This is a genomic window from Clavibacter sp. VKM Ac-2873 (assembly GCF_015351075.1).
Classification (GTDB): Bacteria; Actinomycetota; Actinomycetes; order Actinomycetales; family Microbacteriaceae; genus Clavibacter.
Window position 1 is genome coordinate 41,001 of record NZ_JADKRS010000004.1, and the last position, 23,746, is coordinate 64,746.

At 73.5% G+C, this 23,746-nt stretch carries 19 protein-coding genes and 1 tRNA gene; 15 read left to right on the top strand and 5 right to left on the bottom strand.

Features of this window, described 5'->3' with window-relative positions:
• Nucleotides 1-23: 23 nt before the first annotated feature.
• Nucleotides 24-1,253: a Na+/H+ antiporter NhaA gene (locus tag ITJ44_RS12000; protein WP_194635792.1), complete on the bottom strand. Its 1,230-nt coding sequence runs from the start codon at nt 1,251-1,253 to the stop codon at nt 24-26.
• 107 nt (nt 1,254-1,360) lie between these two features.
• Here ITJ44_RS12000 and ITJ44_RS12005 point away from each other — a divergent pair, with 107 nt between their 5' ends.
• From ITJ44_RS12005 to ITJ44_RS12045, 9 genes are all read left to right on the top strand, one after another.
• A complete protein-coding gene (locus tag ITJ44_RS12005; protein ID WP_194635793.1) occupies nt 1,361-2,107 on the top strand; it encodes a MazG family protein in 747 nt (248 codons plus the stop codon).
• 155 nt (nt 2,108-2,262) lie between these two features.
• Nucleotides 2,263-2,898, top strand: a complete 636-nt coding sequence (locus ITJ44_RS12010; RefSeq protein ID WP_194635794.1) for a TetR/AcrR family transcriptional regulator — start codon at nt 2,263-2,265, stop codon at nt 2,896-2,898.
• A gap of 12 nt (nt 2,899-2,910) precedes the next feature.
• Nucleotides 2,911-4,218: a histidine--tRNA ligase gene (gene hisS / locus ITJ44_RS12015; protein ID WP_194635795.1), complete on the top strand. Its 1,308-nt coding sequence runs from the start codon at nt 2,911-2,913 to the stop codon at nt 4,216-4,218.
• Nucleotides 4,219-4,332: 114 nt separating this feature from the next.
• Nucleotides 4,333-5,613, top strand: coding sequence for a phosphopyruvate hydratase (gene eno / locus ITJ44_RS12020; protein WP_116055965.1), 1,281 nt, complete (start codon nt 4,333-4,335; stop codon nt 5,611-5,613).
• Between the two features lie 30 nt (nt 5,614-5,643).
• The gene (locus ITJ44_RS12025) at nt 5,644-6,201 is read left to right on the top strand and encodes a septum formation initiator family protein (protein ID WP_194635796.1); all 558 of its coding nucleotides are present in this window, start codon (nt 5,644-5,646) and stop codon (nt 6,199-6,201) included.
• Entirely contained in the window at nt 6,198-6,713 is a 516-nt protein-coding gene (locus tag ITJ44_RS12030) for a DUF501 domain-containing protein (RefSeq protein WP_194635797.1), read from the top strand. Before ITJ44_RS12025 ends, ITJ44_RS12030 begins: the two co-directional genes overlap by 4 nt.
• Nucleotides 6,710-8,008, top strand: coding sequence for a S8 family serine peptidase (locus ITJ44_RS12035; protein ID WP_194635798.1), 1,299 nt, complete (start codon nt 6,710-6,712; stop codon nt 8,006-8,008). Before ITJ44_RS12030 ends, ITJ44_RS12035 begins: the two co-directional genes overlap by 4 nt.
• Nucleotides 8,009-8,045: 37 nt before the next feature.
• Entirely contained in the window at nt 8,046-9,533 is a 1,488-nt protein-coding gene (locus ITJ44_RS12040) for an NAD(P)/FAD-dependent oxidoreductase (RefSeq protein WP_194635799.1), read from the top strand.
• A 113-nt stretch (nt 9,534-9,646) separates the two neighbouring features.
• Nucleotides 9,647-9,721, top strand: a tRNA-Leu gene (locus ITJ44_RS12045).
• A 25-nt stretch (nt 9,722-9,746) separates the two neighbouring features.
• Here the strand turns inward: ITJ44_RS12045 and ITJ44_RS12050 are convergent.
• A complete protein-coding gene (locus ITJ44_RS12050; RefSeq protein ID WP_194635800.1) occupies nt 9,747-10,907 on the bottom strand; it encodes an acyltransferase in 1,161 nt (386 codons plus the stop codon).
• A 177-nt stretch (nt 10,908-11,084) separates the two neighbouring features.
• Between ITJ44_RS12050 and ITJ44_RS12055 the strand changes: the two genes are divergently transcribed.
• The 6 genes from ITJ44_RS12055 (at nt 11,085) to ITJ44_RS12080 (ending at nt 18,787) form a co-directional block, all read left to right on the top strand.
• Nucleotides 11,085-12,281: a PP2C family protein-serine/threonine phosphatase gene (locus tag ITJ44_RS12055; RefSeq protein ID WP_194635801.1), complete on the top strand. Its 1,197-nt coding sequence runs from the start codon at nt 11,085-11,087 to the stop codon at nt 12,279-12,281.
• On the top strand, nt 12,278-14,269 hold the full coding sequence (locus tag ITJ44_RS12060) for a glycosyltransferase family 2 protein (protein WP_194635802.1): 1,992 nt from the start codon (nt 12,278-12,280) through the stop codon (nt 14,267-14,269). The genes ITJ44_RS12055 and ITJ44_RS12060 overlap by 4 nt, the downstream gene beginning before the upstream one ends.
• Entirely contained in the window at nt 14,266-14,604 is a 339-nt protein-coding gene (locus ITJ44_RS12065; RefSeq protein ID WP_194635803.1) for an STAS domain-containing protein, read from the top strand. Before ITJ44_RS12060 ends, ITJ44_RS12065 begins: the two co-directional genes overlap by 4 nt.
• Nucleotides 14,594-15,043: an ATP-binding protein gene (locus tag ITJ44_RS12070; RefSeq protein WP_370551689.1), complete on the top strand. Its 450-nt coding sequence runs from the start codon at nt 14,594-14,596 to the stop codon at nt 15,041-15,043. The genes ITJ44_RS12065 and ITJ44_RS12070 overlap by 11 nt, the downstream gene beginning before the upstream one ends.
• 71 nt (nt 15,044-15,114) lie before the next feature.
• A complete protein-coding gene (gene opgC, locus ITJ44_RS12075) occupies nt 15,115-17,661 on the top strand; it encodes an OpgC domain-containing protein (protein WP_194635804.1) in 2,547 nt (848 codons plus the stop codon).
• Between the two features lie 184 nt (nt 17,662-17,845).
• Nucleotides 17,846-18,787, top strand: a complete 942-nt coding sequence (locus ITJ44_RS12080) for a ferritin-like domain-containing protein (RefSeq protein ID WP_194635805.1) — start codon at nt 17,846-17,848, stop codon at nt 18,785-18,787.
• Nucleotides 18,788-18,835: 48 nt separating this feature from the next.
• On the opposite strand, the gene ITJ44_RS12085 is transcribed toward ITJ44_RS12080, so the two are convergent.
• The 3 genes from ITJ44_RS12085 to ITJ44_RS12095 all read right to left on the bottom strand — a co-directional run bounded on the left by ITJ44_RS12085 (nt 18,836) and on the right by ITJ44_RS12095 (nt 23,663).
• The gene (locus tag ITJ44_RS12085) at nt 18,836-20,278 is read right to left on the bottom strand and encodes an amino acid permease (protein WP_194635806.1); all 1,443 of its coding nucleotides are present in this window, start codon (nt 20,276-20,278) and stop codon (nt 18,836-18,838) included.
• Nucleotides 20,279-20,419: 141 nt separating this feature from the next.
• A complete protein-coding gene (locus ITJ44_RS12090) occupies nt 20,420-21,337 on the bottom strand; it encodes an aminoglycoside phosphotransferase family protein (protein WP_194635807.1) in 918 nt (305 codons plus the stop codon).
• Between the two features lie 28 nt (nt 21,338-21,365).
• Nucleotides 21,366-23,663, bottom strand: coding sequence for a hypothetical protein (locus ITJ44_RS12095; RefSeq protein WP_194635808.1), 2,298 nt, complete (start codon nt 23,661-23,663; stop codon nt 21,366-21,368).
• Nucleotides 23,664-23,746: the final 83 nt, after the last annotated feature.

Below are 23,746 nucleotides of genomic sequence, written 5' to 3' on the forward strand. Positions count from 1 at the left end.
CGGTGGAGGCGGGCCGTGGGCGCCTAGACGCGCGTCGGTCCGCCGTCGACGTGCGCGGGGAAGTCGTCGCGCGTCGCGTCGTCCCCGTCCGCGGGCGCCCCGTCGCGGCGGGCGCGGCGGCTGCGGATCGAGAGCGTGACGGCCGCCGCGACGATGGACACGCCGGATCCGAGCAGCACCGCGAGCGTGCCCTCGTCGCGCACGTCGTCGAGGTCGGCGAACGCGAGCTCGCTCATCAGCAGCGACACCGTGAAGCCGATGCCGCCGAGGAGCGACACGGTCACGAGGTCGGGCACGGCGAGGCCGCCGGTGGATCCGCGTCGGCGCGCGACCCACGCGCCGAGCAGCCCGCCCGCCGTGATCCCCACGAGCTTGCCGAGCGGCAGCGCGAGCGCGATGCCCCAGAAGGCGGGCGCGAGCTCCGCGATGCCGATCGCCGGGATCGCGACGAGCGCGGCGGAGAAGGCGAACAGCGGCAGGACGACGCCGTTCGAGACGGGCTCCAGCGCGTGCGCGGCGCGGAGGCCGGAGAGGCGGGGGAGCGCGAAGCCGAGGGCGACGCCGGCGATGGTCGCGTGGATCCCGGAGGAGAGCGTCGCCCACCACGTGACGAGGGCGATGAGCACCAGCAGCGCGACGACGGCGCCCCGGGCGGCGCCTGTGCGCCCGACGCCCAGCCGGCCGACCACCGCGAACGCGACGACGCCCGCGACCGCGAGGCCGAGCGCGCCCACGTCGAGGTCGGTCGTGAAGAAGACCGCGATGATCCCGATGGCGATGAGGTCGTCGAGCACCGCGAGCGCGAGCAGGAACACGCGGACGGCGGCGGGCAGGCCGCGTCCGAACACGGCGAGGACGCCGAGCGCGAAGGCGATGTCGGTCGCGGTCGGCACGGGCCAGCCGCGCTCGAGGCCGCTGCCCGCGGTGATCGCGAGGTAGACGCCCGCCGGCACGACGACGCCGCCGACCGCGGCGATGGCCGGGACGAGCGCCGCCGAGACGCTGTTCAGCCCGCCGGCGAGGAACTCGTGCTTGAGCTCCACCGCGACGATGAAGAAGAAGACCACGAGCAGGCCGTCGCTGACCCAGTGGCGGAGCGACAGGTCGACGCCGAGCGCGGGGAGGGCGAGGTGGGCGTCGGCCCCGGCGAGGAGGCCGGGCCCGACGGGCGTGTTCGCGACGACGAGGCCGACGACGGCCGCGAGGAGGAGGAGCCCGGCGGCGACGCGCTCGGAGCGGATGAGGGAGGTCATGGTGGCCTTCCGGGGTCGATGGACGGGGAGACGGTCACCCGCCGCCGACCAGACTTCCCGGCACACCGACCATCAGCCTACCGGCGGCCCGGTGCGAGGATGTCGGGATGAGCGAGCCCGCGTCCCCGTCCGCATCCGCCGCCACCACCGGATCCGAAGCCGCCGCCGTCGCCGAGCTGGCCGCCGCGATGGCCGCCCTGCGCGCGCCCGACGGCTGCGTCTGGAACCGGGGCATGACGCACCGGACCCTCGTGCCGTACCTCCTCGAGGAGAGCCACGAGCTCGTCGAGGCCATCGAGACCGACGACGTGCCCGGCATGCGCGAGGAGCTCGCCGACGTGCTCCTCCAGGTCGTCTTCCACGCCGACATCGCGCGCACCGAGGGCGAGGGCTTCGACCTCGCGGACGTCGCCCGCACCGCCACGGAGAAGATGGTGCGCCGCCACCCCCACGTCTTCGGGGACGAGCGCGCCGACACGGTCGAGGAGGTCCTGCGCGTCTGGGGCGCCGCCAAGGACCGCGAGAAGTCGGCGCGCACGAGCGTCCTCGACGGGATCCCCCCGGGCATGCCGTCCCTCGCGCTCGCCGACAAGCTGCTCGGCCGGGCGGAGCGCGTCGGCCTGCTGGAGGCGGACGCGCCGGCCGCGATCCCCGTCGACGACGAGGACGACCTCGGTCGGCTGATCCTCGCGGTCGTGGTCTCGGCGAGGTCGCGCGGGCTCGACGCGGAGCGCGCGCTGCGGACGACGCTGCGCTCGCTGACCGCGGAGATCCGCGCGGCGGAACCGGCCGCCGGTGCGAGCGCGGCCGACGGCGAGGACGACGCCGGACCCGGCGCGGGCCGGAGCGCCTGAGGCGAGGTCCGGCCCGCGGGGGCGTCGCCCGGGATTTACCCGATCCCGGGGCGCCACGTCCGTCGCCTCCACCCGAAGGAGACGGCGGACAGACCTGGGCGGTCACACGCTAACGGCCTTCGCCGCCCGTCCATCACGGTTGTTATGGTGAGGCCGTGGCAGCCCCGGATCCGCATCGCCGCCAGGACCTGCTGGCCCACATCCTCGACCACCTCCGCGCGCACCCGCTCCAGTCGGTGACCTTCCGCGGCCTCGCCGACGCGCTCGGCGAGAGCACCTTCGTGCTCGTCTACCACTTCGGATCCAAGGAGCGGCTGCTCGAGGCCGCGATGGACGCCATCGACCAGCGCCAGGCCGAGATGGTGGAGGGAGACCCGCGGGACATCCGGCCCGGCCAGCTCCGCGAGTGGACCACGCGGGCGTGGAGCTGGCGCCTCACCGACGTCAACCGCGACTTCCAGCGCCTCGAGTTCGAGGCCGCGCTCCTCCGCACGCGCGACGGCGTCGTCCGGCCGGATGCCATCGCGAGCGTCTCCGCGTGGCGCCGGTTCGGCCTCGAGTGGATGCTCGCGCACGGCGTCCCCGACGACGTCGCCCTCGACACGGCCGACCTCCTGCAGGCCGGGTCCTACGGCCTGCAGTTCGACTTCGTGATCTCGGGCGACCGCGACCGGGCCATGCGGGGCTTCGAGGCGCTCATCGACGCCTTCACGCCGCGCATCCAGCCGTGGCTGGACCTGGCGGAGGAGGCGGGGCCGCCCGGGGCGCCGGAGCGGCCGCCCGCCGCCTGACAGAATCGGGGGATGCCCCAGCAGATCACGCCGCCCCGCGGCATGCGCGACTTCCTGCCCGCCGAGAAGGCCCGCCGCGAGCAGGCGCTCGCGATCATCCGCCGCACCTACCGCGCGCACGGCTTCGACGAGATCGAGACCCCGGTGGTCGAGGAGTCCGGCCGGCTGCACGCGGGCCTCGGCGGCGACAACGAGAAGCTCGCCTACTCGGTGCTGAGGCGCGGCCTCTCGGGCGACGACCTGCGCGCCGCCGCCGACGGGGGCGATGTGCTCGCGCTCTCCGACCTCGGGCTGCGCTTCGACCTCACGGTGCCGCTGGCGCGCTTCTACGCCTCGCACCGCGCCGAGCTGCCCGGCGTCTTCCGGTCGATCCAGGCCGCGCCCGTCTGGCGCGCCGAGCGCCCGCAGAAGGGCCGCTACCGCCAGTTCATGCAGTGCGACATCGACATCATCGGCGAGGCCGGGCAGCTGGCCGAGGTCGAGCTGATCTCCGCCACGGCCGCGACGCTCGCTGCGCTCGGCCTCACGGGCTGCACCATCCGCGTGAACGACCGGCGCATCCTCGCGGGCATCCTCCAGCACTGCGGCTTCGCGCCCGAGCGTCACGCGCAGGCGCTCATCAGCATCGACAAGCTCGACAAGATCGGCGCCGCGGGCGTCGTCGCGGAGCTCGCCGAGGGCGGCGCCGACGCTGCGGCGGTCCTCGGCGGGATCCTCGAGCACATCGAGCCCGCGCTCGCCGACGGCGGCGTGCCGCTCACGGCCCAGGCGATCACCGGGATCCTCCCCGCGGGCGTCGACCCCGACGCGGTCGCCGACCTCGAGACGCTGGCGGACGCGCTCGTCGGCCTCCCCGACGGCGTCACGCTCCGCTTCGACCCGACGCTCGTGCGCGGCATGGGCTACTACACGGGCACGATCTTCGAGATCGCGCACCCCGCGTCCGGCAGCTCCGTGGGCGGCGGCGGCCGCTACGACGGCATGATCGGCCGCTTCCTCGGCCAGGACGTGCCGGCGGCCGGCTTCTCCATCGGCTTCGAGCGCATCGTCGACCTGGCCGTCCTGCCCCGGGCGGAGGACGGCGACGCCATCGCGCTCGTGCACGACAGGCGCACTCCTGTCCAGGTGCTCGCGCGCCTCAAGGCCGAGCTCGTCGCCTCGGGGCGTCGCGTGCGGCTGGAGCCGCGTCCCAAGAACGTGGCGCCGCTCCTCGAGGCGCTCAAGGAGCAGGGCTTCCGCACGTTCGCGGCCGTCGACGCCGAGACGGCCGACGCCGCGTCCCTCCGCGAGCGCCCCCTCGACGGCGGCGCGCGCGGCTGATCCGCCACCTGCGCGACACCTGCGCGCAGGCCCCGCCGCCCCCGGCCCGGAATGACCCCGCGGCTAGGATGGATCCGACTTCCCACCCCTCACCGCAACGCAAGGAGACCATCCGTGGCAGCCATCGAAGCAGTCAACGCACGCGAGATCCTCGACTCCCGGGGCAACCCGACCGTCGAGGTCGAGGTGCTCCTGGAGGACGGCACGTTCACGCGCGCGGCCGTCCCGTCCGGTGCCTCCACCGGCGCCTTCGAGGCGTACGAGCTGCGCGACGGCGACGCGGGCCGCTACCTGGGCAAGGGCGTCCAGAAGGCCGTCGCCGCCGTCGTCGACGAGATCGGCCCGGCCATCCAGGACCTCGACGCCGCGGACCAGCGCATCATCGACGCGACGATGATCGAGCTCGACGGCACCGAGAACAAGTCCCGCCTCGGCGCCAACGCGCTCCTCGGCGTCTCCCTCGCGGTGGCGAAGGCCGCGGCCGACTCGGCCGAGCTGCCCCTCTACCGCTACCTCGGCGGCCCGAACGCGCACACGCTTCCCGTCCCCATGCTCAACGTCATCAACGGCGGCTCGCACGCGGACACCAACGTCGACATCCAGGAGTTCATGCTCCTGCCCGTCGGCGCGTCCACCTTCTCCGAGGGCCTCCGCTGGGGCGTCGAGACGTACCACGCGCTCAAGAGCCTGCTGAAGAAGAAGGGCCTCTCGACCGGGCTCGGCGACGAGGGCGGCTTCGCCCCGAACCTCGACAGCAACCGCGCCGCGCTCGACCTGCTGATGGAGGCCATCGACGCCGCCGGCTTCACCGCGGGCAAGCAGATCGCGCTCGGCCTCGACGTCGCGTCCAGCGAGTTCTACTCGGACGGCGCGTACACGTTCGAGGGCCAGAAGGTCGACGCCGCGCACATGACCGCGTACTTCGCCGACCTCGTCGCGTCCTACCCCCTCATCACCATCGAGGACCCGCTGGACGAGGACGACTGGGCCGGCTACGACCACTTCACCGCCGAGCTGGGCTCGAAGGTCCAGATCGTCGGCGACGACCTCTTCGTCACGAACCCGAAGCGCCTCGCCGACGGCATCACGCGCGGCGTCGCCAACTCGATCCTCGTGAAGGTCAACCAGATCGGCACGCTCACCGAGACGCTCGACGCGGTCAGCCTCGCGCAGCGCAGCGGCTACACCACCGTGCTGTCGCACCGCTCCGGCGAGACCGAGGACACGACCATCGCCGACCTCGCGGTCGCGGTGGACGCGGGCCAGATCAAGACCGGCGCGCCCGCCCGCAGCGAGCGCGTCGCGAAGTACAACCAGCTCCTCCGCATCGAGCAGGACCTCGGCGCCGCCGCGGTCTACGCCGGCCGCAGCGCCTTCCCGCGCTTCCAGGCCTGATCCGGCCGATCCGCACACGAAGGAGGACCGATGGCCCGCTTCCCCGGCCTCGACACCCTCCGCGCCCGCCGCGCCCCGCGCCCGCGCACCGAGCGGGTCCCCGTTGCGCTGCCCGACGGCGACGCCCCCGCGGGCAACTGGCTCCGCAGCATGCGCTTCTCCGGCTTCTCCGTGATGGTGCTCGTGCTGCTCGTCCTCACGGTCGTGGTGCTCGCCCCGGGCCTGCGCATCTACCTCGAGCAGCGGCAGCAGCTCAGCAGCCTGCAGAGCGCGGTGGACGCCCAGAAGGGCACCATCGCCCAGCTCCAGGACCAGCGCGCCCGCTACGACGACCCCGCCTTCCTCAAGGCGCAGGTCCGGGATCGCCTCTTCTACGTCATGCCCGGCGAGACGAGCTACCTCGTCCGCGGGCTGCCCGCCTCCTCCGGCGAGGCCACCACCACGCCGGACGGCGCGCCCATCAGCGCCGACCTGCAGGAGACGAAGCGGGACTGGGTGCAGTCCCTGCTCGGATCCGCGCTCACGAGCGGCCTCAGCGACACCCCGCCCGACCAGCTCCAGGGATCCGTCCAGGGAGGCGACCAGTGACCCGACCCCCCTTCGACCCGCCCTCCGAGCGCGACGTGCGCGTCGTCTCCGCCCAGCTCGGGCGCCCGGCGCGCGACGTGGTCGGCATCGCCGCCCGCTGCGTCTGCGGCAACCCCACCGTCGTGAGCACGGCCCCGCGCCTCGCCGACGGCACGCCGTTCCCCACGCTCTACTACCTGTGCCACCCCGCCGCGACCGCCGCCATCTCGCACCTCGAGGCCGAGCACGTCATGGCCGAGCTGCAGGACGGCCTCGCGGACGACGAGGCGCTGCGCGACGCGTACGCCGCCGCCCACGCGTCGTACCTCGCCGACCGCGAGTCGATCCTCGTCGTGCCCGAGCTCGCCGGCGTCTCGGCGGGCGGCATGCCCGTGCGCGTCAAGTGCCTGCACGCGCTCGCGGGCCACGCGCTCGCCGCGGGTCCCGGCGTGAACCCCATCGGCGACATCGCGCTGGCCCGGGCCTCGTGGTCGCCGGACGTCTGCGAGTGCGCCGACCACGACGCGGCATGACCCGGGCGTCCGGCATCCCCGCGCCGGGCGCGCGCGCATCGACCGGATCCGGCCGCCGCGTCGCGCGGGCGGGCCTCGTCGGGATCCTCGCCCTCGCCGCCGCGCTCGCCGCGGCGACGCCCGCCCAGGCGGATCCGGTGCGCGAGCGCGAGTACTGGCTCGCCGACTACGGCGTCGAGCAGGCCTGGCAGACCACCCGCGGCGAGGGCGTGAAGATCGCCGTGATCGACACGGGCGTGGACGCCTCGGTCGCCGACCTGCGCGGCGCGGTCGTGGGCGGGACCGACGTCTCCGGCGTCGGATCCGCGGACGGCACCACGCCGGTCGGCGCGTCGAGCGAGCACGGCACCATGGTCGCGTCGCTCCTCGCCGGCCGTGGCACGGGCACGGGATCCGGCGTCATCGGCGTGGCCCCGGCCGCGAGCGTCCTCAGCGTCTCGGTCGCGCTCGGCGGACCGACGCCCGGCGCCCGCGACGAGGACGCGCAGATCGCCGACGCCGTGCGCTGGGCCGTCGACAACGGCGCCCGCGTCATCAACATGTCCCTCACCCGCAACTCGCTCGACTGGCCGGAGAGCTGGGACCGCGCCTTCCTCTACGCCTACCAGCACGACGTCGTGGTCGTCGCGGCGGCGGGCAACCGGGGGAGCGGCACCACGGAGGTGGGCGCGCCCGCCACGATCCCGGGCGTGCTCGCGGTCGCGGGCGTCGACCGCGCGGGGGCCGCGAGCTTCGACGCGTCGTCGCAGGGCATCACGATCGCCGTCGCCGCGCCCAGCGAGCAGCTCGTGGGCGTGGAGCCCGGCGGCCGGTACGTGCAGTGGAGCGGCACGAGCGGCGCGGCGCCGCTCGTCTCCGGCGTCGTCGCGCTCGTGCGCGCCGCCCATCCGGAGCTGAAGGCGGACGACGTGGTGGAGCGCGTGCTCGCCACGGCCAAGCAGAAGGGCCAGCCGGAGATCTACGGCCGCGGGCTCGTCGACGCGGCGGCCGCCGTGACCGCGGACGTCGCGCCCGCGAGCGGGAAGCCGCTGGGCGACCTCGAGGAGTGGGTGCGCCTGTACCGCCGCGCGCCCGCCGCCACGGCGGATCCCGCCGCGTCCGCCACCCCGGACGCCGCACCCGCGGTGCCCGCCGACGCGCCCCCGAGCGACTCCACGGACGACGCGCTGCCGACCGCGGGCGAGCTCCGCCAGGTGGGGATCCCCGCCCTCGTCCTCTCCGTCTTCGCGGCGCTCGCGGCGGCCATGGCCGTCGTCGCGTGGCGGCATTTCAGGCGGCTGCTCCGGAAGGGGTAGCCTGATTTCGACCACAACCTGCAGGGAGTCATCCATCGTGCCCAAAATCCTGATCGTCGGCGGCGGCTACGCCGGTTTCTACACGGCATGGAAGCTCGAGTCGCACCTCCGATCCGGCGAGGCCGAGGTCACCATGGTCGACCCGCTGCCGTACATGACGTACCAGCCGTTCCTGCCCGAGGTGGTCTCCGGATCCATCGAGCCCCGCCACGCGGTCGTCTCGCAGCGGCGCCACCTCCGCACCACCAACGTCGTCACAGCGAAGGTCACCGGCATCGACCACGCGTCGAAGACCGCGACGATCACGCCGCCCGTGGGCGAGCCGTACGAGTTCAAGTACGACATCATCGTCGTGACCGCGGGCAGCGTCTCGCGCACGTTCCCGATCCCGGGCGTCGCGGACGAGGCCATCGGCCTGAAGACGATCGAGGAGGCCGTCGCCATCCGCGACCGCATCTTCGCCAACTTCGACCGCGCCGCCACGCTGCCGGCCGGCCCCGAGCGCGAGCGCCTCCTCACCTTCGTGGTGGTCGGCGGCGGCTTCGCCGGCATCGAGGTCTTCGCCGAGATGCGCAGCATCGCGACGGACCTCGTGAAGAAGTACCCCGAGATCGACTTCGAGGACACGCACTTCCACCTCATCGAGGCGATGGGCCGCATCATGCCCGAGGTGTCGCTCGAGACCAGCCACTGGGTGCTGAAGAACCTCGCCGAGCGCGGCGCGCTCGTGCACCTCGACACGCAGCTCAAGTCCGCCGTCGGAGGCGTCGTCGAGCTGTCGACCGGCGAGTCGTTCGAGTCCGACGTCATCGTCTGGACCGCGGGCGTCATGGCCAGCCCCATGCTCAAGAACACGGACCTCCCGATCGAGGAGCGCGGGCGCCTGCGCGTGCGCGCCGACGGTCGCGTCGAGGGCGATGACGGCATCGTCGCGGACGCCTGGGGCGCCGGCGACGTGGCGGCCACCCCCGACCTCACGGGCGGCGGCGTCGGCGGCTTCTGCGTGCCCAACGCGCAGCACGCCGTCCGCCAGGGCAAGCTCATGGCGAAGAACCTCACCGCGAGCCTCCGCGGCGAGGGGATCACCGACTACTTCCACAAGAACCTCGGCGCCGTCGCGGGCCTCGGTCTCTACCAGGGCGCGTTCCAGTCCGGCAAGCTCGGCATCACGGGCTTCCCCGCGTGGGTCATGCACCGCGGCTACCACGGCCTGGCGATCCCGTCCTTCGAGCGCAAGGCGCGCGTCGTCACGGGCTGGCTGAACAACCTGGTCTGGGGCCGCGACATCGTCTCCCTCGAGGCGCGCGAGACCCCGCGCACCGCGTTCGAGACGTTCGCGTCGCGTCCGCGTCCCGCCGCGGACGCTGCGCCCGCCGCCCCCGCGAAGAAGGAGGAGGCGCCCGCCAAGAAGGCCGCCGACGACAAGGCCGACGCGCCCGCCGAGGGCGAGAAGTCCCCGGCGCTCGCGGGCAGCTACAGCTCCGCGCCCAGCGCCGAGACCGCGGACGAGAAGCCCTCCGCCTGATCCACCCGCGCCACCGACGACGGCCCGCAGGCAAGCAGCCTGCGGGCCGTCGTCATGCCCGGGCACGCCGATCCGCACGGCGACCGTAGGCTGTCGGGAGCGCATCGCGCGCCGCCCCCGTAGTCCAATTGGCAGAGACGGGCGACTTAAAATCGCTACAGGTCAGGGTTCGAGTCCCTGCGGGGGCACCGACGCGGCGGTGGGATCGACCGGTCAGGCCGCGGGCTTGGGCGCGACCGGTGCCGCGTCCGCATCCGCATCCGCCGCCTCCGTCACGTGCACCTGCCGCGTGTTGAGGAAGTGCCGCTCGACGAGCTGGAAGAAGCCGAAGCCGGCGGCGACCGCGAGCGGCGCGACGACGAGCAGCATCAGCGCGGCGTGCGCGCCCGTCGGCAGCCCGAGCGGCAGGAGCAGGAGGTTCCCGAGCGCGAGGAACGGGCTGTGCACGAGGTACACGCTGTAGGAGACGAGCCCCAGCCGCTGCGCCGGCCGGGTGACGAACGCCCCGGGCGCGCGGGGACGGGATCCGGCCATCGTGCGCGCACCCGCCCACGCGAGGAGCGACGCGAAGCCCGCGCCGGCGACGAGCTCCGCGGCCCACACGCGGCCCTGCAGAACGGTGATCCCGAGGAGCAGCACGGCCGCGGCGCCCACGGCCACCGCGAGCAGCAGCCGGTCGGACGCCCAGCGCGGGCGCGCGCCGACGGTGAGCTCGGCCGCGAGCATCCCCGCGGCGAAGAGACCCAGCAGCCAGGGGCAAGCCCACGGGGCGAAGCCGGCGAGGGACGCGCCGGTCATCACGACCGTGGCCAGCGCGACGACGGGCAGGCCGCCCCATCGTCGCCAGAGCGGCAGCAGCACCAGCGGCATGAGGAAGTAGATCTGCCATTCCACGGCCACGCTCCACAGCGGCGCGTTCACCTGGCTGACCCAGTCGGGGGAGAGGTCCTGGAGCAGGAGGACGTGCGACACGATCCCGGCGGGGGCGGCGGGCGCCGCGCTTCCCCAGGCCGTTCCGCCGCCGTCGCTCATCACGGTGATCGCGAGCGCCATGAGCAGGCTGAGGGCGAGGGCGGCGAAGTAGGGCGGGAGGATCCGCCTGGCTCGGCGCCGGAGGAAGGTGCCCGTGCCGTGACGGAGGTCGAGCCCCGGGCGGCCGGCGACGGGCAGCATGAGGACGTAGCCGGACAGGACGATGAAGACGGGCACGCCGAGGTAGCCGTAGCCGGTGATCCAGCCGAGGAGCGGCAGATCCCGCCAGGCCTGCCCGCTGGGCCCCGTGTAGAGGAACGCGTGGAACGCGACGACGGCGAGGGCTGCTGCCCCGCGCATGCCGTCTAGGTAGGGCAGCTCGGGCCGCCGTGCTGATTCCATGAGATCCCCCGGTCCGCCGTCGAAGCTGGCAGCCCCTCCGCGACCACTGGGACGACTACCGAGGTCATCCGCGTAGCGCCACTTAGTACGCCCCCTATGGATCCGGGCACGTAAGCTGAGCGCGCCCGGCGATCCCGGGTGCCGTGGGCGGGGGCCCACATCGGCGAGGGGGCGGGGATGAGTCTGATCGAGGACGCGCGGGCGACCGCGTCGCAGCGCGCCGTCGAGGCCCTGGGGCTGCTCGACGGGGCCCCGGAGGAGCGCTTCGACCGCGTCACGCGCCTCGCCCGCACCGCGTTCGACGTGCCGGCGTGCACCATCGGGATCCCCGACCGGGACCGCATCTGGTTCGCGTCCCGCACGGGTCTCGAGATGTCGGAGATACCGATCACGAGCGCGTTCTGCGACACCACCATCCGCGAGGACCGCGTGCTCGTCGTCGAGGACGCGGCCGCGGATCCGGCGTTCCGCCACCTGCCGTCGGTCGCGGGACCGCCGCACGTGCGCTTCTACGCGGGGCACCCGCTGCGCGACAGCGAGGGCGCCATCATCGGGACGCTCTGCCTCTACGACGTCCGGCCCCGCAGCCTCGACCAGGGCCAGCTGGCGCTCCTCGCCGAGCTGGCCGACTGGGCCCAGCGGGAGCTGGCCACGAGCGCGGAGATGGATCGCGCGCAGGCCGTGCAGGCCGCCCTGCTGCCCGTCGCGGAGGTCGAGCTGCCCGGCTACGAGCTCGCGGCGGTGTGCATCCCGGCCCAGGTCGTCGGCGGCGACTTCTTCGACTACGAGCGCACGCCCACCGGCCTCCGCTTCGCCATCGCCGACGTGATGGGCAAGGGGACCGGCGCCGCCATCCTCACCGCCACCGTGCGCGCGACCCTGCGCGGCCTGGCCGGCACCGCCGACCGCTTCGGCGCGGGCGCGCTGGGGGACACCGGGGTCCTCGTGACGGAGGCCGCACGGTCGCTCGAGGGCGATCTCAGCCGCACCGGCGCGTTCGTCACGCTGCAGCACGGCCACATCGACGTCGGCACCGGCCTGGTGCGCTACGCCGACGCGGGTCACGGGCTGACGATCGTGGTGCACGCGGACGGCCGCGTCACGCACCTGCGCACGGGGGACCTGCCCGTGGGCATCGACCCGGAGCACAGCTGGGCGGAGCTGCGCCTCACGCTCGACCACGGCGACACGCTCGTCACCTTCAGCGACGGCCTCTTCGACATGTTCGGCGGCAGCGATCCCGCGTTCGAGGCCATCGGCGGCCTCGTGGCCGAGGCCGGCGGCGTGCACGCGCTCGTCGAGCGGGTCCGCGTCCTCGCGTCCGTCGGCGCGCCGCTCGACGACGTCACCGTCCTCGCCGTGAGCCGCACGTGAGCCGCTCGACGCATCGCGCGCCGACCACCGGCCGGTCGCCGCTGCGGTTCGCGTTCATCCGCTTCCTCGCCGTGGTGACCGCGATCCTCGGCCTCAACTACATCATCTGGCGGCTGCTGTTCTCGGTGAACACCGAGGCGCTCTGGATCGCGATCCCGCTCGTGCTCGCGGAGACGTACAGCCTCATCGACTCGCTGCTGTTCGGGCTCACGATGTGGCGCGCCCGCGACCGGCCGAGGCCGCCGACGCCGCAGCCGGGGCTCACGGTCGACGTGTTCATCGCGACGTTCAACGAGCCGCTCGACCTCGTGATGGAGACCGCGCGCGCCGCCCAGCGCATCACCTACCCGCACAAGACGTGGGTGCTCGACGACGGCAACCGCACCGAGCTCCGCGACCTGGCCGAGGCCGAGGGCATCGGCTGGATCACCCGCTCGGCCGACTGGTCGGGCCGCGCCCGCCACGCGAAGGCCGGCAACCTCAACAACGCGCTGCTCACCACCGAGGGCGAGTTCATGCTCATCCTCGACGCCGACCAGGTGCCCGTGCCCGAGATCCTCGACAAGACGCTCGGCTACTTCGACGACCGGCGCATGGCGATCGTGCAGACGCCGCAGGTGTTCGTCAACGTGCCCGACTCGGATCCGCTCGGCAGCCAGGCGCCGCTGTTCTACGGACCCATCCAGCAGGGCAAGGACGGGTGGAACGCGGCGTTCTTCTGCGGATCCAACGCGATCCTCCGCCGCGAGGCCCTCATGCTGCTCGGCGTCTCGCGGTACGTGACGGACATCGAGATCAGCGTGTTCCGCGCGCTCCGCACGGCGGGCGACGTGATCGACAAGGCGCGCGAGGAGCTCGACCCCGAGCAGCCCGAGCTGCGCAAGGCCCTCGACGACGTCGCCTACGACGTGCGCCGCGCCCGCGCCGAGCTCCGCCGCGGGCAGCCGCTCGCGGACGTGACCTACCGCTTCCAGAAGCGCGTCGACTCCATCGCCGCCCGCATGGTGCAGGACGACATGGCCGCCCTGAACGCCGACCTCGCCGAGATAGCCGCGCTGGCCGGCCGGCACTCGGCCGCGCGCGACGCCGTGTCGCTCGTCGACGAGAGCGCCATGGCCCGCCTCTCCGAGCGCGACTGGTCGCCGCTCGGCGCGCTCGACGCCGTGCGCGCGATCGTCCGCGACATCGACGTGCACCGCGACGACGACGCGCAGTCGATCATGCCGCTGGCCACCATCTCGGTCACCGAGGACATGGCCACCTGCATGCGCCTGCACGGGCTCGGCTGGAAGTCCGCGTACCACGACGAGGTCCTCGCGTACGGGCTCGCGCCGGAGGACCTGCCGACGATGCTCACCCAGCGCCTCCGCTGGGCGCAGGGCACGATCCAGGTGTTCTTCCGCGAGAACCCGCTGCTGCAGAAGGCGCTCTCCATCCCGCAGCGCCTCATGTACTTCGCCACGATGTGGAGCTACTTCTCCGGCTTCACGGCCGTGGTCTACGTGGCCGCGCCCATCATCTACCTCGTGTTCGGCGTGCTCCCGGTGCAGGCGATCTCGACGGACTTCTTCGTGCGGCTGATCCCGTTCCTCCTCGTCAACCAGCTCCTGTTCGCGGTGGTCGGCCGCGGCAAGCGCACCTGGCGCGGCCAGCAGTACTCGCTCGCGCTCTTCCCGGTGTGGATCTCGTCGGTCACCACGGCCGTCGCCAACGTGTTCTTCCGCAAGCCCCTCGACTTCGCGGTGACCCCGAAGGTCCGCGCCGCGAGCGGGAAGCCGCGGTGGGACCTCGTGAAGCCGCAGCTCTACGTGATGGGCGCGCTCATCGTCGCGTCGGCGATCGGCCTGCTGCGCCTCTCGGTCGGGCAGGCGACGCCGCTCGGCACGTTCACCAACCTCGCCTGGGTCGTCTTCGACCTGGCGATCTTCAGCATCATCATCCGTGCGGCCCGCTACCGGGGCTTCACGCCGGCCAAGGAGGACGCATGATCGACATCGCAGTCAACGAGCAGGGCACGCACGTGAGCGTCGTCACGCCGACCGGCCGCCTGAACATGGTCTCCGCCCGGCAGCTCACCACCATCCTCACCGAGGTCATCGACGGCGGCCGGGCCTTCGTCGTGGTGGATCTCGGCAGCACCGACTTCATGGACTCCTCCGGCCTCGGCGCCCTCGTCTCGGGGCTCAAGCGCGCGCGCCAGGCGGGGGGCGACCTCCGTCTCGCCCGCCCCAACGCGCAGGTCAAGGCCGTGCTGGAGTTGACGAACCTCAATCGCGTGCTCACGGTGCACGACTCGCCCGAGGGCGTGTTCCGTGACCGATGAGGGCATGACGCACCACGCGCCGCCGGTGCGGGCCAACGTCACGCTCCCGGCCGTCGAGGAGAGCCTCTCCGCCGTGCACGCGGTGATCGCGGCGGTGTGGGACCAGGCCTTCGACGTGAGCGACACCGAGCGGATGCTGTTCGAGACGGCCGTGGTGGAGATCGCCGGCAACGTGGTCGAGCACGGCGTCGCGGTGGGGGAGCGGGCGGGCTACCCCGTGACGTTCACGATGACCGTGATCTGCCAGCACGACCGCATCGTCGCGCTGTTCGAGGACGACGGCAAGCCCGCCGTCGTCGACCTCACCCGGGTGTCCATGCCCGACGACCTCAGCGAGAGCGGGCGCGGGCTGGCGCTCGCGCAGGCGGCCCTCGACGACCTCACGTACGAGCGCACGGACGGCAGCAACCGCTGGCGACTGGTCAGGCTGCGCGGCTGATGCGCGGCGGGGGGATGCGGGCACGCGGGGGCGGGCGCACGCGAGGACGGATCGGCGGGTGGGCCGCCGCGATGGTGGCGCTCGCGATCGCGGTCGTCCCGGCGACGGCGGCGCTCGCGGCACCGGCCGCGCCGCGGGCCGCCGCGCCCGCGGCGCCCGCCGACGAGGTCGACCTCACCCGGGGGCCCGCGGCGCCCTGGTTCGGCGGCATCATCGACTGGACCGCCGACGACGCGCAGAGCTACGCGGACCGCCTCGGGGCGACCCCCGCGGTGCTCGGGCAGTCGGTGCGCTACCCGCTCGGATCCGACGACGTCACCTACCTCGACCAGTTCGCGCAGCAGGCCGCGCAGCAGGGGTCGCTCCTCTTCCTCACGCTCGAGCCGACGAAGCCGCTCGCCGACCTGACCGCGGCCGACGCGACCGCCCTCATGGGCCGGCTCGAGGCGCTCCGCCAGCGCTACGACTCCCGCGCGCTGGTGCGGTTCGCCCCCGAGATGAACGGGTCGTGGACCCCCTGGGGGCAGCAGCCGACGGCGTACGTCGCCGCCTTCCGCCAGGTCGCGGACGCCGTGCACGCCTCCGACGCGGGCGCCGTCACCGTGTGGTCGCCCGCCTACGCGGCCGGCTACCCGTTCGGATCCGCGGACGGCCTCACGCAGGGATCCGCCACCCGCTCCATCGCCGAGCTCGACACCGACGGCAACGGCCGCGTGGACGTGGACGACGACGCCTACCGGCCGTACTACCCGGGCGACGACGCCGTCGACTGGGTGGGCCTGTCCGCGTCCCACTTCGGCGCCGAGCAGGACTTCACCGTCGGGGAGCCCACCCAGGACTACCTCGGCACCGAGGTGATCCCGCAGCAGGAGTTCGGGAAGAACGTCGTGCCCGAGCAGGACAAGTTCTCCCGCGAGCTCTCGGGCGCGTACGGCTACTCCGACCAGGGCGGCGCGGGGCGGGACTTCGCGGCCGAGTGGATCGAGGGCACCGGCAAGCCGGCCGTCATCGAGACGGGCGCGCTCTACGACCCGGCCCGCACCGACGGCGCCTCCGAGATCGACATCAAGAGCGCGTGGTGGGACCAGGTGCTCTCCGCCGACGTCCGATCTGCGCACCCGGGCATCGGCATGGTCGTGTGGCGCGAGCTCCAGCGCACCGAGGCCGAGGCCAAGGGCGCCGTCATCGACTGGCGGGCGACGGGCGACACCACCGTGGCGTCGGCGCTCCGCACGCACCTGGATCCGGCGACCGCGACCCTCGGGCCGGTCACGCAGGTCTTCGACCAGGAGCGCGCCAACATCGCCACCGCTCAGTACCGCGACCCGGGATCCCCGGAGGACGAGCAGATGGGCTGGATCGTGCTCTGCGCGGTCGTGCTCCTGCTGCTGTTCGTGATCTCCGGCCCCATCGGCCGCCTGAAGCCCGGCTGGCGCTACCCCGACGAGAACAGCCCCCGCGACCGCCGCCTCGACCTCTTCCGCGGCTGGATCATCGTCGTCGTGGTCGTCACGCACATCGAGGTGGCGAGCACGTACTCCTACATCAGCATCAACGCGATCGGCGCCATCACGGGCGCCGAGATGTTCGTGCTGCTGTCCGGCCTCGTGCTCGGCATGGTCTACCCGCTGGCGGTGAAGAAGTACGGCGAGGTGAAGGCGCTCGTCTCCATCCTCCGGCGCGCGGTGAAGCAGTACGTCGTGTCGATCGCGGTGGTCGTCATCGTCTTCGCTCTCACGTTCGTGCCGTTCCTGAACACCGATGTCATCACCACGTTCACCGACCGCGGCACGGGCGCCGACGGCAAGACGACCACCGGGCAGGTCTACGACCTCTACCCGAACGGCGCGCGCCTGCTCGACTACCCGCCGCCCTGGTACGCGATCCGCGACCTGCTGCTGCTGCGCATGGGGCCGTGGGTGTTCAACATCATGGGCCTGTTCGTGGTGCTGACCCTGCTCGTCCCCGCGATCGTCTGGCTGCTCCGCCGCCGCATGTGGTGGGTCGTGGTCATCGTCAGCTGGGCCGCGTACCTCCTCAACGCGCAGTACGACATCCGCGTGCTGCCGTCGATGTTCGAGGACGTCTTCCCGCTGCTCACGTGGCAGGTCGCGTTCCTCAACGGCTTGGTGATCGGCTACTACCGGAGGCAGATCACGCGTGCGCTCACGGGCCGCGTCGGCCGCGTGCTGGTGACGATCGCGCTCGTCGCGTACGTCGGCTCGCTCGCCGTGCTCTGGGCCGGCCACACCTTCGGCGTGCAGCTGCCGGGCGTGCCCGACGGCCTCTACTCGTCGCTGTACGAGTCGCTGTACCAGCGCACGTTCCTGCAGCCCGGCCGTCTCATCGACCTCGCGCTGATGCTCGTGGTCGCGTACACGTTCCTCACCCGGGTCTGGAAGCCCGTGGACCGCGCGTTCGGCTGGTTCTACACGCCGCTCGGATCCGCGAGCCTCTACGTCTTCATCGTCCACGTGTTCTTCGTGCTGCTCGTCGGCAGCCTGCCGTTCCTCGACAGGTCGAATTTCTTACAGGGGACAGTGATCCACACGCTCGTGCTCGCGGCGATCTGGTTCATGGTGAGGCACAAGGTGCTCTTCAAGGTCATCCCGACGTGATCGCCGCGGGTCGGATCCGCATGGATCCGACCCAAACCGCATCGAGCCGGGTTCCGAACGCTTTCCGACATCCGGCGAAACGATGCCCCGTGCCTCTTCCCGTATGCCGCACACCCGTTTAGCGTTCGAACCACCACGCGCTCGGTATCTGGGATACGGACGCGCCGATCAAGGGAGCTCATCCATGTTCGACAAGAAGTTCATCACCCAGGCCATCGACAAGAGCGCGCAGTCGCCGCTCGACCGTCGTCGCTTCTTCACCGCCGCCGGCGTGGCGGGGCTCGGCGTCGGCGCCGCGGCCCTGATCCCCGCGACGGGCGCCCAGGCGGCCGACGCGCAGGCCGAGGCCGACGCGGGCGCCGTCACGGACGCCGCGGTCCTCAACTTCGCGCTCAACCTCGAGTACCTCGAGGCCGAGTTCTACCTGCGCGCCTCCACGGGCGCTGGCCTCGTCCCGAACGACATCTCCGGCGTCGGCACGCCGGGCGCGGTCACGGGCGGTCGCCAGGTGCAGTTCAAGGACAACGCCATCCGCCAGTACGCGCGCGAGATCGCGCAGGACGAGAAGGCGCACGTGAAGTTCCTGCGGTCCGCGCTGGGCTCGGCGCGGGTCGCGCGTCCCGCGATCAACCTGGACGCGGCGTTCTCCGCGGCCGCCCAGGCCGCTGGCCTCATCAAGGCGGGCGAGAAGTTCGACGCGTTCGCGAGCGACGAGAACTTCCTGCTCGCGTCGTTCGTCTTCGAGGACGTCGGAGTGACCGCCTACAAGGGCGCGGCCCCGCTCATCACGAACAAGACGTACCTCGAGGCGGCCGCCGGCATCCTCGCGGTCGAGGCGTACCACGCGGGCATCATCCGCACGTCGCTGTTCGCGAAGGGCCTCGCGGCTCCGACCAACGCGATCTCGAACGCGCGCGACTCCCTCGACGGGTCCACGGACCTCGACCAGGGCATCACGGTCTCGGGCGGCGCCAACCTGGTGCCGACCGACGCGAACTCGATCGCGTTCAGCCGCACGACCGGCCAGGTGCTCAACATCGTGTACCTGAACAACAAGGCCGTGACGAAGGGCGGGTTCTTCCCCGCCGGCGTCAACGGCGGCATCAACACCAGCGGCGCGAACTAGCCCGCGGGTCACGACGCAGCAGGGGCGCCGCGTGCCCGCCTGGTCCGGTCAGCCGCGGTTGCGCGGGCTGTCGGGGGCGAGCACCGAGTTGCGGCGCGAGTACGTGAGGTAGATCACGAGGCCGATGACGAGCCACACCAGGAACCGCACCCACGTCTCCCACGGCAGCGACGAGACGAGCCACAGCGAGAAGCCGATGCCGATGATCGGCACCACGGGCATGGCCGGCAGCCGGAACGCCCGCGGGATCTCCGGGCGCTTGTAGCGCAGCACGATCACGGCCGCGCACACCACGACGAACGCCAGCAGGATCCCGATGTTCGTCAGCTCCGCCACCACCGTGATGGGCAGGAAGCCCGCGAACAGGGCCGAGCCGATGCCGATGATCCACGTCACGCGCGTGGGCACGTTGCGCTTCCGGTCGGTGACCGCGAACCACTTGGGCAGCAGCCCGTCGCGGCTCATGGAGAACCACACGCGCGACGCCCCGAGCATGAACGTGAGCATCACGGTGACGACGCTGACGATCGCGCCCACCGCCACCACGTTCGCCACGGCCGGCAGGCCCACCGACTCGAACGCCGTCGCGAAGCCGCTCTCCGGGTTGATGTCGCTGTACCTCTGCATGCCCGTGAGCACGATGGTCGCGAGCACGTAGAGCACCATCGCGATCGCGAGCGACAGCAGGATCGCCTTCGGCATGTGCTTGGTGGCGTCCTTCGACTCCTCGGCCGCGGTGCTCATGGCGTCGTAGCCGAACACGGCGAAGAAGACGGTGGCGGCGCCCGTGAAGACGCCGGCCGCGCCGAACGGGAAGTACGGCTGGTAGTTGGCGCCGGTGATCTGCGTGAAGCCGATGACGACGATCACGAGCACCAGCGTCACCTTGAGGCCCACGAGGTACAGCTCGAAGCGGCCGACGCTCTTCATGCCGCGGGTGAGGACGAAGGCGGTGCCGAGGCAGAGGATCACGGCGAAGAGGTCGACCACGTGGCCGTCGCCCGTGCCGGCGGCGCCGAGCATCCACGCGGGCAGGTCGACGCCGAACTGGTCGAGGAGGAAGCCCGCGTAGCCGGAGACGCCGATTGCCACCACCCCGACGATGGCGGTGTACTCGAGCAGCAGGTCCCACCCGATGAACCAGCCGACGATCTCGCCGAGCGCCGCGTAGCCGTACGTGTACGCGGAGCCGGCCTTCGGGATCATGCCCGCGAACTCGGCGTAGGAGAGGGCCGCCGCCGCGCTCGCGATGCCGGCGATGAGGAAGGAGATGAGGACGGCGGGGCCGGCCGTCTGGTTCGCGACGGTGCCCGCGAGCGTGAAGATGCCGGTGCCGATGATGCCGCCCACGCCGATCGCGGTGAGCTGCCAGAGGCCGAGCGAGCGGGTGAGGCCGCCCTCCTCCCCGGCCGCGCCGGGCTCCGCCTCGATCGTCTCCACGGGCTTCCGCCGCGTGAGCGCCGCCCAGAGGGACGTGCTCGATGTGCTCATGCTGGACTCCTGCCGTCGGGGCCGCGCGGGCCGGGTCGAGGCCGCCGGAGCCGGCGACGCCCCCAGTGTGGCCCCGGCCGAGGGTCCGCGCCAGGCGCGGCGCGGCAGCGGACGGCGGCGGGTGGTGGCTGCTGAGGGCGCTCAGCCGTCCTGGTGCTCCGCGCAGATCCCGTGGAGCGCACGTCGGGCGTCGACGGCAGCCCGGTCGGTGCTGCCCCGGTGCTCGACGCACGTGATCAGCGCCTTCCACAGCGCCCAGCCTCGCCCGCGGGACCAGAGGCCGTCGTCGACCGCCAGCCGGTCGCGGAACGCCGCGCGCCCCTCGGCGGGGAACAGCGTCCAGGCGGCCGCCACGTCGCACGCGGGGTCGCCGACGCCGCAGGTGCCGAAGTCGATGACGGCGGACAGCCTCCCGTCGCGCAGCAGGATGTTGCCGGGCGCCAGGTCGCCGTGGAACCAGACGTCCCTGCCGTCCCAGCGGGACGCGAGCGCGCGCGACCAGATCCGCGTGGCCGCCGCGCGGTCGACCTCGCCCTCCAGCTGGGTCAGGGCGCGGCGGGTCTGCGCGTCGTAGGTGAGGAGCGGGCCGCCCCGGAACCAGCTGTGCGTGCCCGGCTTCGGGCCGTCGGACGCGTCGACGCGCTGCAGGGCCGTGATGAAGCCGCCGAGGTCCTCCGCGAGCTCGATCGGGTCACGCGCGGGTCGGGAGCTCGCGGGCTCGCCCTCGATCCACTCGTACACGGACCAGGGGAACGGGTACCCCGACCCCGGGACGCCCTGCGCGCGCGGGACGGGGACGGGCACCGGCAGGCAGGGCGCGAGGCGCGGGAGCCACCGCTGCTCCTTCGGGACCGCCAGCGCGTACTCCGCGGCGCTCGGAAGCCGCACCAGCAGGCCGTCCCCGAGGCGGAAGGTCCGGTTGTCCCAGCCGCCCGCCGGCACGGGCGCGACGGAGAGGCCGGCCCACTCGGGGAACTGGTCGGCGACGAGCCGACGGACCTGTCCCTCGTCGACGGTGATCCGCGCGGGCGGAGCCCCCGGGTCGCGCGCGCCGCCCATCCCCGTGACCCCGGTGCGCGTCGCGCGGCTAGAGGCGCTGCAGCGAGGGCTCGACCACGCGGATCCAGAGCCACACGGCCAGGCTCACCGCCGCGAAGGCGCCGGCCATGACGAGCGCCGTGATCCAGACCTCGGCCGGTACCCCGCTCGCGGTCGTGGCCACCGCGGCGAACGCCAGCGTGAGGACGGCGACGCTGACGACGGCCCACAGCGGCAGGGAGCGCAGCAGCAGCGAGCGCCCGAGCACGAGGGAGACGGGCGCGAGCGCCAGCGCCGCGGAGCTGAGCGCGGCCAGGGTGATGACGCTGAGGAGCTCGTTCGCCAGCTGCGGCCACATCCCGCCGGTCGCGGGGACGAGGCCGTACAGGATCCAGGCCACGAGGCCCAGCGTCGCGAGCGATCCCGACTGCACGAGGGCGAGGCGGGCCCGGGACCGGTCGTCGCGGTCGTCGGCCACGAGGCCGAGGACCTGGCCGATGACGATGGGCGGCGCGAGGCCGAACGCCCGCGACGCGAGCACGGCGGTCGCCGAGAGGACGAGGAGGGCGGGCACGGCGCGCACGCGCGCGGGCCCGGCGCCCACGCGGCCGGCCACCGAGGCGACCGCGACCACGCCGACGCCGTTGACCACGGCGAGCCCCACGAGGGCGGCGAGGAACAGGCGCACGGCGTTGGGGTCGGATCCCACGGGCAGCGACAGGGCGGCCAGCGCGGCGGCCAGCGCGAGCGCTGCCGCGGCGGCGCCCCAGCGGCCGGCGCGGCCGGGCTCGCGTGCGGGGCGGGCGCCGAGGAGCGTCGGCTCGGGCTCGCGCCGGGCGGGCACGGGGAGCGGAGCGGAGTCGAGCCGGCCGGGGACGATGCGCAGCTGGCCGGTCGTCGCGGTCGAGCCGGTGAAGGCCGCGGCGGCCGCCCGCGTGGTGAGGGCGGCGGCGTCGCCGCGGGCGATGATCCGCAGCGGCGTGACGTCCTCGGCCGCGCGGTGGCGGCCACCGAAGCGGGCGACGAGGGCACCGCGGAGGAGGAGGGCCGGGAGGGTGACGAGGAGCACCGCGCCGAGGGCGAGGAGGAGGGGGAGGAGGCCGCGGCCGTCGGTGAACGCCGCGGGCAGGGGCTGGAGCGACGTGCCGAAGCGCGTGGGCGCGTTCCAGGTGCCGGGCGCGGCGGCGGCGGGCGCGGATCCGGATCCGGTCGCGCCGTCGTGCCCCGGCGCCGTGCCGGTCGTGCCGCCGCCCTCGCCGCCGCCGGGGACGGATCCGGGCGCGGGCGCCGCCTGCGTGCCCTCGGGCGAGCTGGTGGCCTCGGGCGTCGCGCTCGCGGGCGGCGTGGTCGCGCCCGGGGTGGGCGAGGACGCGGCCTGCGCGACCGTGATGTCGACCTCCGCGGCCAGCGTGCTGATGTTGCCGAGCGGATCCGTGACCGTCGCGGTGATCCCCCGCGGCCCGGGCGGCAGCGTGCCGGTCGTGCACGACCATCGGCCGCCGGCGACCTGCGCCTGGCACGCGGCGTCGCCGTAGCCCGTGAGGTAGGCGCGCACGACGTCGCCGTCCTCGTCGGAGGTGCCGGAGATCGTGATCCCCGCGGCGTCGACGGTGGCGCCGGCCGCGGGCGCGGTGATGACCGCGGCTCCGGGTGCCGTCGTGTCGAAGTTGCCGGTGCCGCGGCCGACGGCGGGCGTGCCCGTGCTCCACGGCGTGGACTGCGTGGCGGTGACGGGCACGCCGGTCCCGGACGCCGGCGGCGGGGCGAGGAGGCACGCCCACGTGCTCGAGGCGCCCACGGTGGCGCGGCAGGCGGCACCACCCGAGCGCGCGTCGACGACCGCGCCCGGGTAGCCCGTGCCGCTGACGAGGCCGGTGGTCACGACGGAGAAGCTGTTGACGCCGGGAGCCCGCAGGACGGTCGCGGTCGCGGTGGCCTCCTGCCCGCCCGCGGTGACGCGCACCGGGTTCTGCCCGTCCGGGACGCCGGTCGCGGTAGCGCGCCAGGTGGTGGAGGTGGGGAGCGTGACGGCGGCGGGCACGCTCGCGATGGTGACCTGCACGTCGGCGCCCGCGGGCCGCGTGCCGGTGACCGCGATGGCGCCATCGGTGGAGAACGGGGGCGTCTCCACCGTCGGCGCGGGCGCGGGCGCGCCGGAGGGGACGGGGCTCGGCGTGGGGGCTGGGGTCTCGGTGGCGGCGGAGGCGGCGACGGTGCCGCCGGCGAGGAGCGCCGCGAGCAGCAGGAGCACCGAGGCGGTGCGGACGGCCCGCTCGCGGGATCGACGGATCCCGCCCGCTCCACCCCCCGTGGACGGGCGCTCCTCGTTCCTCGCCAGTTGCTGCACCGTGCCTCCATTCAGGCGGGTGCATCCGGGCGTGTCAACCGCCCGCACCGACCGTGACGGAAGTGGTACCCGAACCTGTGCGG

Coding starts and splice junctions, on each gene's coding strand:
- ITJ44_RS12090 (WP_194635807.1), bottom strand. CDS start 21,337: ATGGGCGGCGCGCGCGACCCGGGGGCTCCGCCCGCGCGGATCACCGTC.
- ITJ44_RS12025 (WP_194635796.1), top strand. CDS start 5,644: ATGGCCCGCTTCCCCGGCCTCGACACCCTCCGCGCCCGCCGCGCCCCG.
- opgC (WP_194635804.1), top strand. CDS start 15,115: ATGGTGGCGCTCGCGATCGCGGTCGTCCCGGCGACGGCGGCGCTCGCG.
- ITJ44_RS12055 (WP_194635801.1), top strand. CDS start 11,085: ATGAGTCTGATCGAGGACGCGCGGGCGACCGCGTCGCAGCGCGCCGTC.
- ITJ44_RS12080 (WP_194635805.1), top strand. CDS start 17,846: ATGTTCGACAAGAAGTTCATCACCCAGGCCATCGACAAGAGCGCGCAG.
- ITJ44_RS12035 (WP_194635798.1), top strand. CDS start 6,710: ATGACCCGGGCGTCCGGCATCCCCGCGCCGGGCGCGCGCGCATCGACC.
- hisS (WP_194635795.1), top strand. CDS start 2,911: ATGCCCCAGCAGATCACGCCGCCCCGCGGCATGCGCGACTTCCTGCCC.
- ITJ44_RS12000 (WP_194635792.1), bottom strand. CDS start 1,253: ATGACCTCCCTCATCCGCTCCGAGCGCGTCGCCGCCGGGCTCCTCCTC.
- ITJ44_RS12065 (WP_194635803.1), top strand. CDS start 14,266: ATGATCGACATCGCAGTCAACGAGCAGGGCACGCACGTGAGCGTCGTC.
- ITJ44_RS12050 (WP_194635800.1), bottom strand. CDS start 10,907: ATGGAATCAGCACGGCGGCCCGAGCTGCCCTACCTAGACGGCATGCGC.
- ITJ44_RS12085 (WP_194635806.1), bottom strand. CDS start 20,278: ATGAGCACATCGAGCACGTCCCTCTGGGCGGCGCTCACGCGGCGGAAG.
- ITJ44_RS12005 (WP_194635793.1), top strand. CDS start 1,361: ATGAGCGAGCCCGCGTCCCCGTCCGCATCCGCCGCCACCACCGGATCC.